11 protein-coding genes are annotated in these 11,629 nt (G+C 69.5%); 4 read left to right on the top strand and 7 right to left on the bottom strand.

Annotated features, from left to right (window positions below; genetic code table 11):
- A partial coding sequence (locus tag ACJ73U_RS09965; protein ID WP_407777266.1) for a vitamin B12-dependent ribonucleotide reductase occupies window positions 1-1,788 on the top strand: 1,788 nt, incomplete at its 5' end.
- Window positions 1,789-1,839: 51 nt separating this feature from the next.
- On the opposite strand, the gene ACJ73U_RS09960 is transcribed toward ACJ73U_RS09965, so the two are convergent.
- The gene (locus ACJ73U_RS09960; protein WP_407777268.1) at window positions 1,840-2,055 is read right to left on the bottom strand and encodes a hypothetical protein; all 216 of its coding nucleotides are present in this window, start codon (window positions 2,053-2,055) and stop codon (window positions 1,840-1,842) included.
- Between ACJ73U_RS09960 and ACJ73U_RS09955 the strand changes: the two genes are divergently transcribed.
- Window positions 1,957-2,658 carry a helix-turn-helix domain-containing protein gene (locus ACJ73U_RS09955; protein ID WP_407777267.1) on the top strand — a complete coding sequence of 234 codons (702 nt, stop codon included), beginning with the start codon at window positions 1,957-1,959 and terminating at the stop codon, window positions 2,656-2,658. The two genes, ACJ73U_RS09960 and ACJ73U_RS09955, sit on opposite strands and share 99 nt — an antisense overlap.
- On the opposite strand, the gene ACJ73U_RS09950 is transcribed toward ACJ73U_RS09955, so the two are convergent.
- Together ACJ73U_RS09950 and ACJ73U_RS09945 are read right to left on the bottom strand one after the other, a co-directional pair.
- Window positions 2,621-3,046, bottom strand: a complete 426-nt coding sequence (locus ACJ73U_RS09950; RefSeq protein WP_407777265.1) for an SRPBCC family protein — start codon at window positions 3,044-3,046, stop codon at window positions 2,621-2,623. The two genes, ACJ73U_RS09955 and ACJ73U_RS09950, sit on opposite strands and share 38 nt — an antisense overlap.
- A gap of 9 nt (window positions 3,047-3,055) precedes the next feature.
- Window positions 3,056-3,802: an SDR family NAD(P)-dependent oxidoreductase gene (locus ACJ73U_RS09945; RefSeq protein WP_407777264.1), complete on the bottom strand. Its 747-nt coding sequence runs from the start codon at window positions 3,800-3,802 to the stop codon at window positions 3,056-3,058.
- A 51-nt stretch (window positions 3,803-3,853) separates the two neighbouring features.
- Here ACJ73U_RS09945 and ACJ73U_RS09940 point away from each other — a divergent pair, with 51 nt between their 5' ends.
- Entirely contained in the window at window positions 3,854-4,426 is a 573-nt protein-coding gene (locus ACJ73U_RS09940) for a TetR/AcrR family transcriptional regulator (RefSeq protein WP_407777263.1), read from the top strand.
- A gap of 210 nt (window positions 4,427-4,636) precedes the next feature.
- On the opposite strand, the gene ACJ73U_RS09935 is transcribed toward ACJ73U_RS09940, so the two are convergent.
- Window positions 4,637-6,637: a prolyl oligopeptidase family serine peptidase gene (locus tag ACJ73U_RS09935; RefSeq protein ID WP_407777262.1), complete on the bottom strand. Its 2,001-nt coding sequence runs from the start codon at window positions 6,635-6,637 to the stop codon at window positions 4,637-4,639.
- A 234-nt stretch (window positions 6,638-6,871) separates the two neighbouring features.
- On the bottom strand, window positions 6,872-7,876 hold the full coding sequence (add, locus tag ACJ73U_RS09930; RefSeq protein ID WP_407777261.1) for an adenosine deaminase: 1,005 nt from the start codon (window positions 7,874-7,876) through the stop codon (window positions 6,872-6,874).
- A gap of 231 nt (window positions 7,877-8,107) precedes the next feature.
- On the opposite strand from add, the gene ACJ73U_RS09925 reads away from it, so the two are divergent.
- The gene (locus ACJ73U_RS09925; RefSeq protein WP_407777260.1) at window positions 8,108-9,703 is read left to right on the top strand and encodes a DUF4192 family protein; all 1,596 of its coding nucleotides are present in this window, start codon (window positions 8,108-8,110) and stop codon (window positions 9,701-9,703) included.
- 44 nt (window positions 9,704-9,747) lie between these two features.
- Here ACJ73U_RS09925 and galE read toward each other — a convergent pair whose 3' ends face one another.
- Both galE and ACJ73U_RS09915 read right to left on the bottom strand, forming a co-directional pair.
- Window positions 9,748-10,710 carry a UDP-glucose 4-epimerase GalE gene (galE, locus tag ACJ73U_RS09920; protein WP_407777259.1) on the bottom strand — a complete coding sequence of 321 codons (963 nt, stop codon included), beginning with the start codon at window positions 10,708-10,710 and terminating at the stop codon, window positions 9,748-9,750.
- 29 nt (window positions 10,711-10,739) lie between these two features.
- The coding region (locus tag ACJ73U_RS09915; protein ID WP_407777258.1) for a galactokinase at window positions 10,740-11,629 on the bottom strand (890 nt) is incomplete at its 5' end.

The following is an 11,629-nucleotide window of genomic DNA, read 5'->3' as shown; positions in this document are numbered from 1 at the left end:
GACGGCACGATCAACGACTGGCACACCTGTCCCGAGTCGGGCCGGATCACCGCGTCGAACCCGTGCAGCGAGTACATGCACCTGGACAACTCCAGCTGCAACCTCGCGTCGCTGAACCTGATGAAGTTCCTGCGCGAGGACGGCACGTTCGACGCCGGCCTGTTCGCCAGGTCGGTCGAGCTGGTCATCACCGCGATGGACATCTCGATCTGCTTCGCGGACTTCCCGACCGAGCCGATCGCCGACACCACCCGCAAGTTCCGCCAGCTGGGCATCGGCTACGCCAACCTCGGCGCGATGCTGATGGCCACCGGCCACGCGTACGACTCCGAGGGCGGCCGCGCGCTCGCCGCCAGCATCTCCTCGCTGATGACCGGCACCGCCTACCGCCGTTCCGCCGAGCTCGCCGGTGTGGTCGGCCCGTACGAGGGCTACGCCCGCAACGCCGAGTCGCACCAGAAGGTCATGCGCAAGCACGCGGCGGCCAACGACCTGATCCGCACGTACCACAACAACGACGCGACCGTGCAGCGGCTCGCGACGCAGGAGTGGCAGCGCGGCCTGATGATCGGCGCCGCGAACGGCTGGCGCAACGCCCAGGCGTCGGTGCTGGCCCCGACCGGCACCATCGGCCTGATGATGGACTGCGACACCACCGGCATCGAGCCCGACCTGGCGCTCGTGAAGTTCAAGAAGCTGGTCGGCGGCGGCTCGATGCAGATCGTCAACCAGACCGTGCCCCGCGCGCTGAAGGCGCTGGGCTACCAGGACGAGCAGATCGAGGCGATCGTCGAGTACATCGCCGAGCACGGCCACGTCCTCGACGCGCCGGGCCTGCGCCGCGAGCACTACGAGGTGTTCGACTGCGCCATGGGCGAGCGCTCGATCGCCCCGATGGGCCACGTCCGCATGATGGCGGCCGTCCAGCCGTTCATCTCGGGCGCCATCTCCAAGACGGTGAACATGCCGGAGGCGGCCACCGTCGAGGACGTCGAGGAGATCTACTTCCAGGGCTGGAAGCTGGGCCTCAAGGCACTCGCCATCTACCGGGACAACTGCAAGGTCGGCCAGCCGCTGTCCGCGGGCAAGGGCAAGAACGACGGCAAGGCGGAGCCGGAGAAGGTCATCGAGTACCGCCCGGTCCGCAAGCGCCTGCCGAAGAAGCGCCCGTCCCAGACGGTGTCCTTCACCGTCGGCGGCGCCGAGGGCTACCTGCACGCCGGCTCCTACCCGGACGACGGCCTCGGCGAGATCTTCGTCAAGCTGGGCAAGCAGGGCTCGACGCTGGCCGGTGTGATGGACGCATTCTCGATGTCCATCTCGGTCGGCCTGCAGTACGGCATCCCGCTGGAGTTCTACGTCTCGAAGTTCCAGAACCTCCGCTTCGAGCCGGCCGGCATGACCGACGACCCGGACGTCCGCATCGCGACGAGCGTGCTCGACTACCTGTTCCGCAGGCTGGCGCTGGACTACCTGCCGTACGAGAAGCGCGCCCAGCTGGGCATCTTCACCGCGACCGAGCGCGCCGCCCAGCTGAACAACGACTACACCCCGTCCGGCGACGTCGACATCGAGGGCATGCGCAGCACCGTCGACGCGAGCCCGACGCCGGAGATCGAGGCGTCCAAGCCGGATCTCAAGGAGGCCCACAGCTCGACCGAACTGCTGGAACTCCACCTGGGCAAAGCCGCCGACGCCCCCCTGTGCATGACCTGTGGCACCAAGATGCGCCCAGCGGGCTCGTGCTACGTCTGCGAGGGCTGCGGCTCGACGTCCGGCTGCAGCTGACGCCACTCGGGGGTGAGTGGATCGCGAGGCCCACTCACCCCCGACCCCCGGCTAGAACATCCCGTTCGGCACGGCTGAAGGTTCGGGCACCGGTTGCCGCACGTCCCAGTGCTCGGCGATCAAACCGTCTTCGAACCGCCAGATGTCGACCACTGCCGCCAGCTCGAGCTGGCCAGCCAGGCAGGCGTGTCCACCCGGCACCTCAGCTTCGTCGAAACAGGACGGACGGCGCCCAGTCGCGCGATGGTGCTCCACCTCGCCGAGCACCTCGACGTCCCGCTCCGCGACCGCAACACCCTGCTCGTCGCCGCCGGCTACGCACCCGTCTACCGCGAGGAACCCCTTGTCACGCAGGCGATGCTCGACCGGGTGCTGCGGGCGCACGAGCCGCATCCCGCCCTGGTCGTCGACCACCGGTGGCGCCTCGTCCAGGCCAACAGGGCCGTCGAGATCTTCCTGGACGGCGTCGCACCCGCGCTGCTCGAACCACCGGTCAACATGATGCGGCTCGGCCTCCACCCGGACGGGTTCGCGCCCCGCCTGCGCAACCTCCCGCAGGTCCGCGCGTTCCTCCTGCCTCGCCTCGCCCGCCAGGCGGCCCGTACCGGTGACCCGGAGCTGCACGCGCTGCACGAGGAGTTGCTGGCCCACGGCCAACCAGGCGACCCGCCGGAGCCGACCGACATCGCCCTCCCCATCGAACTCACCTACCGCGGCGCCGAACTCACGTTCGTCAACACCATCACGACCTTCGGCACCGCCTTCGACGTGGCCCTGGCCGAGGTCGCGATCGAGACGTACCTACCGGCCGACGACGAGACCGTGGCCTTCCTCAACTCGACTCCACCCGCTCCTTCAACGCCGCGTTGAGCGCACGGAGATCTCGCTCCGTCCGGTCGATCATCGCGCGTAGCAACGGAACCAGCGCGCCCCGGAACACCTCGCTCTGCACCAGCCGGGTGCCGTCCCCGACCGGCGACAGCGCGAACCGGTGCTCGGCACTGAACAGCCACGACCAGCGCAACGCGCCGAGCCACCGCAGCTCCGCGTTCTCGTGCACGGCAAGCACTTCCGGCGTGAAGGTCTGCGCCTTCCCGTCGGACACCATCCGCAGCGTCAGGATCTCACCGACGGCCAGCGTGCCCTCCGCGTCGACGATGTACGGGTTCCACGTGGGATAGTCGGCGAAGTCCGTCAGTACAGCCCACACCGCGGCCGGCGGCGCCTCGATCTCGGTCTCCGTGCGGATCACACGCATGCCGCAGTCTTACAGCCCGCCGCTGACCCGCACCAACTCGCCCGTCACACCCGTGTTCGCCGGTGAGCCGAGGAACGCGATCATCGGCGCGACCTCCTCGGGCCCGAGCAGCCGGCGGATCGGCGACGCCCGCTCACGCGTGGCACGGGCCTCGGCGGGCAACAGCGCCGCGATGTGCTCGGTGAGCGTGGTGCCCGGCAGCACCGCGTTCACCAGCACACCGACCGGTCCCAACTCCTTGGCGAGCGTGCGGGTGAGGCCGTGCAGCGCGGCCTTGGCGGTGGACAGCGCGGCCCCGAACGGCAGGCCGTCGGCCCCGCTCGTGCCCGAGATCAGCACGATCCGGCCGAACCCCTGCACTCGCATCGCCGGCACCACCGCCTGGGCGACCGCGTAGGGACCGTCGAGGTTGGCCCGGAAGAACTCGGCGGCGGGCTGCTCCTCGAAGGGCGTCGGCGGCCACAACGTCAGTCCGACCGTGGCGAGCGCGTTGCCGACCAGCAGGTCGACGCGGCCCCACCGTGCCAGCACGGCGTCGACGGCCGCCCGGATCGACGCCGCGTCGGCGAGGTCGAGCGGCACTGCCATCGCCTGGTCGCCGGCCTCGGCCACCACGGCCGCCGCGTCCTCGGCCCGCGAGCGGTAGGTCACCGCCACGCGCGCGCCCTCGCGGGCGAGCAGCAGCGCGGTGGCACGGCCGATGCCCCGCGAACCGCCGGTAACCAGGGCAACCCGATCCTCGAACCGCAGGTCCATGGCACCAGTTGTACCTTAGTTGGAAGAATCTTCCAACTGTTAGGTTCGGGTGTGCGCGAGGACGGTCGGCAGCGGCGGGAGGCGGTGCTGGACGCCGCCCTGCGGTGCTTCGTCGAACGTGGCGTGCTGGCCACGGGCATCGAGGACATCCGCAAGGCGGCGGGGGCGAGCCCGTCGAGCGTGTATCACCTGTTCGGTGGTCTGCCCGGCATCGTCGTCGCGCTGCTGACCAGGACGTTCGAGCGGTCGGTGGCCCACCTGACGGCCCGCGTCGCCGCCGCCGCGACGGCCGAGGAGGCCGTGCACGCGCTGGTCGACGGCCACCTCGAATGGGTGCGGGAGAACCAGGACGACGCGCGGTTCATGTACCAGGCAATGGCGGCCGAACTGGCGGGGGAGACCCGTGCGGAGGTGGTGGCGGCGAAGGATGCGCTGAGGCGACCGTTGCTCGCCGAGCTGTCCCGGTTCGCCGACGACCTTCCCGCCTGGTCGACGCTGACCACGGAGTTCGTGCTGCTCGGCCCGGCGCACGAGGCCTGCCGCCGGTACTTCGCGGGCGAGGACGTCGACCTGGCGTGGCTACGCGCGCACCTGCCGGGCCTGGCATGGCGGTCGCTCACCTAGAAACTCGCGGCGGCCCGCAACCCGAACCGGCGGCCTTCACCGACACCAGCGCGAAAAGGACGTGACCGAGACCTGCTCGTCATGAGCGAGCCGACGGCGTCCGCAGGCCCGTGGCATCACCGTCGTGATCCCCGAGCCTGCCGGGCACCGCAAACGCCACGACTGTCTCCCACCGGCCAGCCGCGTCCCTGATCCGTCGGCTCAGTACACCTAATTCAGGCGCTGCCAGAGGAACTCGAACACCAGGGCCCACTTGAAGGCCAATTGCTCGTTGTCGGCCGCGGCGCCGTGGCCGCCCTCGATGTTCTCGTAGTACCGCACGTCGTAGCCCAGTTCTGTCAGCCGCGCCATCATCTTGCGCGCGTGCCCCGGGTGCACCCGGTCGTCCCGAGTGGACGTCAGGATGAACGTCGGCGGGTACGGCCGGTCGGCGGCGACGTTCTGGTACGGCGAGTACTCGCTGAGGTAAGCCCATTCCTGCGGCTCGTCGGGATCGCCGTACTCGGCCATCCACGACGCGCCGGCGAGCAGCTTGTGGTAGCGGCGCATGTCGAGCAGCGGCACCTGGCACACGATCGCGCCGAACAGCTCCGGGTACCGGGTGAGCATGACGCCCATGAGCAGGCCGCCGTTCGACCCGCCCTGGATGCCGAGGCGTTCAGGGGTCGTGATCCCGCGTGCGACGAGGTCACGGGCCACCGCCGCGAAGTCCTCGTACACCCGCAGCCGCCGCTCCTTCTGCACCGACTGGTGCCACTCCGGCCCGTACTCACCGCCACCGCGGATGTTGGCGACCACGTACTTCCCGCCGCGGGCCAGCCAGCTTCGCCCGGTCGTGCCGCTGTAGCTGGGGGTGAGCGACACCTCGAACCCGCCGTACCCCGTCATCAGCGTGGGCCCGTCGTTCTCCTCTCCCACGACGAAGTAGGGGATGCGCGTGCCGTCGTCGGAGGTCGCGAAGTACTGCCGCGTCGACAACCCGTCCGCGTCGAAGAACGCCGGTGCCCGCTTCAGGACCTCGACGTCGCCGCCGATCTCGCCGCGCTGCAGGGTGGCCGGCTGGGTGTAGCCGCTGGCGTTGAGGAAGTACTCGTCGTCGACATCGGGGTTCGTGCCGAGGATGTCGGCCGACCCGACCTCCGGCACTCCGGCGAGCGGCGTACGTGCCCAGCCGTCACCCGGCGTGAGCACCTCGAAGCGGCTCTTCACGTCCTGCAGCGACGCCACGATGAGGTGGTTGCGGGTCCAGGCGTGGTAGGAGAGCGAGGTGTGCTCGTCCGGTTCGAACAGGACGGTCAGGTTCCGCGCGCCGGCGAGGTAGTCGTCGAACCGTGCCGCGAGCAGCGCGCCGGACGGGTAGGTCGTGTCACCGACCGTCCACGCCGAGCGCGTGCTGATCAGCAGCCACTCGCGGTGCGCCGAGGTGTCGGAGTCCTCCGGCACCTCCAGCTTGACCAGCTCGCCGCCGGGCTTGCGCAGGAACTTCTCGGTGCGGTAGAAGTCGGGGTTTCGGTAGACGAAGTCACGCTCGAACCCCTCGGTCGGGTCGTGGTAGGCGCCGGCCGAGACGTCGTCGGGCTTGCCCTCGAACACCGTGACCGCGTCGTCCAGCGAGGTGCCACGCCGCCACTCCTTGGCGATCCGCGGATACCCGGACGCGGTGAGCGAACCCTCCCCGAAGTCCGTGCCGACGTAGATCCGGTCCTCGTCGATCCAGCCCACCCGACTCTTGGCCTCCGGCAGCGTGAACCCACCCTCGACGAAGGTCTTCGTCTCGAGGTCGAACTCCCGCACCACGGTCGCGTCCGCACCGCCGCGCGACAGCTCGACGAGCGCCAGCCGGTAGCCCGGCTTCAGCACCGCGGCACCCTGCCAGACCCAGCTTTCACCCTCGGCCTTGGCAAGCGCGTCGACGTCGAGCACGAGCTCCCACTCAGGGCTGCTGGTGCGGTACGACTCGAGCGTCGTACGCCGCCACAGCCCACGCGGGTTGGCCGCGTCCTGCCAGAAGTTGTACAGGTACTCGCCGCGGCGGCGGGTGTACGGAATGCGGTCGTCGGCGTCGAGAACCTCCCGGATCTCGTCACGCAGCGCGGTGAACCGCGAGCCACCGGTGAGCTCCGCGGCGGTCATGGCGTTGCGTTCCCGCACCCAGTCCAGGGCGGTCTCGCCGGTGACCTCTTCGAGCCAGAGGTACGGGTCGTCTGTCATGACACGAGTCTGCCCGTCAGCCGCCGTACGCGCGTATGAGCTGGGCAACTTCTGAGCCAGTGGCGTCCCCGGCGACCTACTCCGCAACCACGAACCGGCCACACCTGAAGCCGCCGTCAACGGGGACCGCCTACCAGGCAATCGCCAGTCAGCTCGAGTACGTCAGCGGTGCCGGCCAGCGCCGCAAGCTCGCCGGGCTCGTATGACCGTGCCGGTTGCCGTCGTGCCGTCCGGTCAGCCGCGCTCGGCCGTGTCGATCTCGGCCAGCAGGGCCGACGCGCGCTCCGCGTCGCAGAACGCGGCGCGCACGCCAGCCCTGGCTAACTCGGCCAGGTCCCCTCTGCTCAGCCCGAAATGCTCGTGGACGAGGAGGTACTCCCGGTTGAGGTCGGTGTGGAACATGCCGGGATCGTCCGTGGCCAGTGTGACCGGCACGCCCGCGTCGAGCAGGCGGGGTAACGGATGTTCGCCGAGTGTGGCGACGGCTCTCGTGCGGATGTTGGAGCTGGGGCACACCTCGACGGGGATGCCCTCGCCCGCGAGGTGCGCCAGCAGGTTCGGATCCCGCACCGCACTGGTGCCGTGGCCGATGCGCTCGGCGTGCAGGTTGACGAGCGCCGACCAGATGGTCTCCGGTCCGGTGGTCTCGCCGGCATGGGGCACGAGGTGCAGGCCGCCGTCGCGTGCCATGTCGAACGGTACGCGGTATCGCTCACGCGGCACCCCGACCTCGTTGCCGCCCAGGCCGAACCCCACCGTGCCCTCCGGGCGGTGCCGCAGCACCCACTCCGCGGTCCGCACACCGGCCTCGTAGCCGAGCGAACCGGCGATGTCGAACACCCAGGCCAGCTCGACACCGTGTTGTTCTCGTGCCACGCGGCGACCCGTGACGAGCGCTTCCGCCAGTTCGTCTGGCTCGACACCGACCATGAGGTGTGGCACCGGCGTGACCGTGACCTCCGCGTAGCGCACGTGGTTGGTGGCGAGGTCACGGGCGAGCCCGACGACGAGCGCCGTGATGTCCGCGCCCGTGGTCACTAGCCTGGTGACCTTGACGTACACCTCGATGAAGTGTGCGAAGTCGGTGAACTCGTAGAAGGCGCGTAACTGCTCGCGATCCGTCGGGACCTCCTGGTCGGGGTGGCGCCGCGCCAGTTCCAGGACAGTGTCGACGGAGGCCGAGCCGACCAGGTGGACGTGTAGCTCGACCTTGGGAAGACGTTCGATGAAGTCACGCACAAGGCCATGGTGCACGAGGACGCCGACAATTTCCGCTCGGATCGGATACGAGATTCGCGAAAGTCACCACTCGCTCGGCGGCCCGACAGAGAAGTGGGTGCCATACACCATTCCACCGACAATTCCAGGGTCCGTTGACTTCGCGAGGGGTACTTGTCCACAGCCGACCCAGTTGTCCACAGATCGGCTTTCTCGCCCCCACACCGCCGCCGCGACGCGCATGGTGGAGGCATGACAACTTCCCTCCCACACACCCACATCCGGCTACGCGATCTGTCCGAACTGGTCGCCGGCATTCCCTACGTCATCGGCTTCCCACCGACCGACTCGCTGGTGCTGTTCACCTTCCGCCGATGTCCGGAACTCAAGCTGTCCACCACCATCCGCGTGGACCTGCCGAAATCCGAGCACTTCCCGCTGGTCGCGGCCGAGTTGGCCAACGCCGTCGCCCTCAACGAGGCGGTGGCGGTGATAGCCGTCGCCATCGGCGAGGACGCGGCACATCACGGGCAGCTCATCGCCTCGCTGCGAGAAGCGTTGTCGGACAAGGGCATTCTGCTGAGCCACGCGTCCTGGGTGGACAAGGTCGCCCACGGTGAGCAGTGGCAGTGCTACGACGATCCACTGTGTACCGGCATCGTTCCGGATCCGCAGTCGTCGGCGTTGGCCGCCGCGTGCGCGGTCGCGGGCGACACCACCTATCCCAGCCGAGAGGCCGTCGCGGCCCACCTGGCACCCGACCCGGAAGAGACGTTGGCGATCAGGAGGAAGCTTCTCGACGCCTACCGGCCGTCATCGGAACAGGTCTACCTGGAGGCGGACCGGGCCGCGGACCTCGAACTGCTGGGGATGGCGCTCGACCTGGCGATGACCTCCTACGACCCGCCGGCGCTGACCGACGACCAGGTGGCCCGGCTGGGAGTCGCACTGTCGCAGATACCGGTCAAGGACGAGTGCTTGGCGATAGCTCTGTCCGACGAGCGAGAACCAGCGGAACGTCTGTGGACCGTACTGGTACGCGCACTGCCGGCTCCGGAACGAGCGGAACCGGCCTTCTTCCTGGCGATGTCGGCCTACCTGCGGGGTTCTGGAGTTCTGGCCGCGCTCGCGCTGAGCATCGTCATGGAGGCGGATCCACTGCACAGCACGGGAGTCCTCCTGGATTTCGCCCTGCGGATGGGCATTCCGCCCGACCAGCTGCGGAGCCTTCTCATGACGAGCATCGTGAAGAACGACGAGAAAGATGCGGACCCTGCTGCCGTGGAAGATGACGACCCGCCGTGGGACACGACCACAGAACAGCCCTTGCTGACTCCGATGGCGGACTCAACGACCCCGGAACCGCCGTCCTCGGAGGAGGAAGGCACGGAAGCCATCGGAGAACCGGGCCACACCACCTGGCCCCCGCACAGGAGGCCGGACACCGAGCCGGCGAACGGCTCCGGCTCGCCGCCGGCAAGTCCTCCCGCGATCACGGCCACGATCTCCCTGGCCCACGGGCGGTCCACGGCTTCTTGGATGAGGAGCGCCGCACCGAAGGTACGAGCTTCCGGTGGCCACGTCCGCCCACCGGTCAGTGGGACGGCTCCGATGCCCGCGACCGCTGGTGGTGCGGTGCCGGTCGGCCGCTCTCTCGTCGACGGTCCGGCGCCGTGGGAAGTGTCAGGCGCCCCCTCGCCCACTGATCTTGTGATCGGTGGGTCCGGACATGCGGCGGCCGGGTCCGCGCCGGCAACCGAGGACGGTCCCCGGTCTGGAGCCGCCGCGCATATCGCCAGGCCCGCTGAGTCAGCAGTCCGCCGTGGCCCTGGGCATCTGTGTCGATGAACCGGTGCCGCGCCCCGCCACAGTGGACGCGTTCCTACTGCCGGCTACTGACCGGATCGGCCCCGGGTGAACTCCCAGGCGTCGCGGACGATGACCTCGAGGTCCAGGTACTGCGGCTTCCAGCCGAGTTCGTCGCGGGCGCGATCGCTCGCCGCCACCAGTGCCGGCGGGTCGCCTGCCCGGCGGTCCTTGACCTGGGCGGGGATGGGGTGCCCGGTGACCTTCCGGCAGGTCTCGACGACCTCGCGGACCGAGAAACCGCTGCCGCTGCCGAGGTTGTAGATGCTGTGGGTGCCGGGGGTGGCGTGCTCCAGCGCGAGCAGGTGCGCCTCGGCCAGATCGGCCACGTGGATGTAGTCCCGGACGCACGTGCCGTCGGCGGTCGGGTAGTCCTCGCCGTACACGTCGATCGCCTCGCGCTGGCCGAGTGCTACCTGCAGAACCAGCGGGATGAGGTGGGTCTCGGTCAAGTGGCGCTCGCCGTAGCCGCCCCACGCGCCGGCGACGTTGAAGTACCGCAGGCTCACGGCGGCGAGCCCGTGCGCCACCGCGTAGGAGGTGATGGCGTGGTCGATGGCGAGCTTGGTCGCGCCGTAGGTGTTGGTGGGGCGCGTCGGCGCGGTCTCCTGGATCGGGATGGCCTCGGCCTCGCCGTACACCGCCGCCGTGGACGAGAACACGAGCCGTGGGACGCCGTTGGCGCGCACGGCCTCGAGCAGACGAAGAGAGGTGAGCACGTTGCCGTCCCAGTACTTCTTGGGATCGCGCATCGACTCCGCGACGAGTGACTTCGCCGCGAAGTGGAGCACGCCGTCGAAGCCCTCGGCGAGCAGCTCGTCAGCGACCTCGGCGAGGTCGGCCTGGACGAAACGGCAGCCGTCGGGCACGGCGTCGTCGTGGCCCGTGGTCAGGTCGTCGAGTACCACGACCTCGTGGCCGGCCTTCACCAGACGCGCCGCGCACACGCTTCCGACATACCCGGCACCGCCCGTCACGAGCAGCTTCACTACGTTCTCCGTTTCGTCGAGAGAGGAACTCAGTTGTCCCGGCCGGCGCCGGGGGAGGGCACCGCCGTGAACAGGCCCGGCGCCGTGAGCCCACGCGCGGCGAACGCGGCCCGCACCGCTTGGCCCACCGTGGAGACGGCGTCGGAGGCCACGAGTGCGATCGCCGAGCCGCCGAAGCCGCCGCCGGTCATCCTGGCACCCAGCGCTCCGGCCCCGAGCGCCGTGTCGACCGCGACATCCAGTTCCAGGCAGGAGATGCGGTAGTCGTCGCGCATGCTCGTGTGGGACGCGGTCAACAGGTCGCCGATGTCGGCGATGCGGCCGGCACGCAGGTGCTCGACCGTTCGCACGACGCGTGCGTTCTCGGTGACGACATGGCGGACGAGCGGCCGCAGCTCGTCGGGCAGGGACGAGAGTGCGTCGTCGAGTCCGTCCTCGGTGACGTCACGCAGCGCCAGTATCCCCAGCAGCGACGCCGCACGCTCGCAGCCGGCGCGGCGCTCACGGTAACCGGAGTCGCTGTTCGAGTGCTTCGCCTTGGTGTCGATGACCAGGACTTCCAACCCAGCAGAGGAGGTGTCGAACGAAACCTGCTCCATCTCCCCGGAGCGCACATCGAGGAACAGCACGTGGTCGCGCACGCATGAGAGTGACGCGGTCTGGTCGAGCAGACCGGTCGGGACGCCGACGTAGTCGTTCTCGGAGCGCTGCACCCACTTGGCGATGGTCGCGCGGCTCGGTGCGCCCGACTCGTCGAGTTCCACCCCCGCCAACCCGAGCAAGGCCAACGCGGTCGCGCACTGCAACGCATGAGAGGAGGACAGTCCGGCACCCGCTGGCACGTCCCCGGCGACCACCAGATCGGCGCCGCCACCGAACCCTTCGGCGCCCAGCACCCACGCGACCCCGGACGGGTAAG

It is taken from the genome of Actinophytocola sp., from assembly GCF_045807065.1.
Lineage (GTDB): Bacteria > Actinomycetota > Actinomycetes > Mycobacteriales > Pseudonocardiaceae > Actinophytocola.
This window is presented reverse-complemented; position numbering and strand designations above follow the sequence as displayed.

Excerpts from the sequence above, each read along its gene's own strand:
- ACJ73U_RS09950 (WP_407777265.1), bottom strand. The coding sequence starts at position 3,046 with ATGCGTGTGATCCGCACGGAGACCGAGATCGAGGCGCCGCCGGCCGCG.
- ACJ73U_RS09945 (WP_407777264.1), bottom strand. The coding sequence starts at position 3,802 with ATGGACCTGCGGTTCGAGGATCGGGTTGCCCTGGTTACCGGCGGTTCG.
- ACJ73U_RS09935 (WP_407777262.1), bottom strand. The coding sequence starts at position 6,637 with ATGACAGACGACCCGTACCTCTGGCTCGAAGAGGTCACCGGCGAGACC.
- ACJ73U_RS09925 (WP_407777260.1), top strand. The coding sequence starts at position 8,108 with ATGACAACTTCCCTCCCACACACCCACATCCGGCTACGCGATCTGTCC.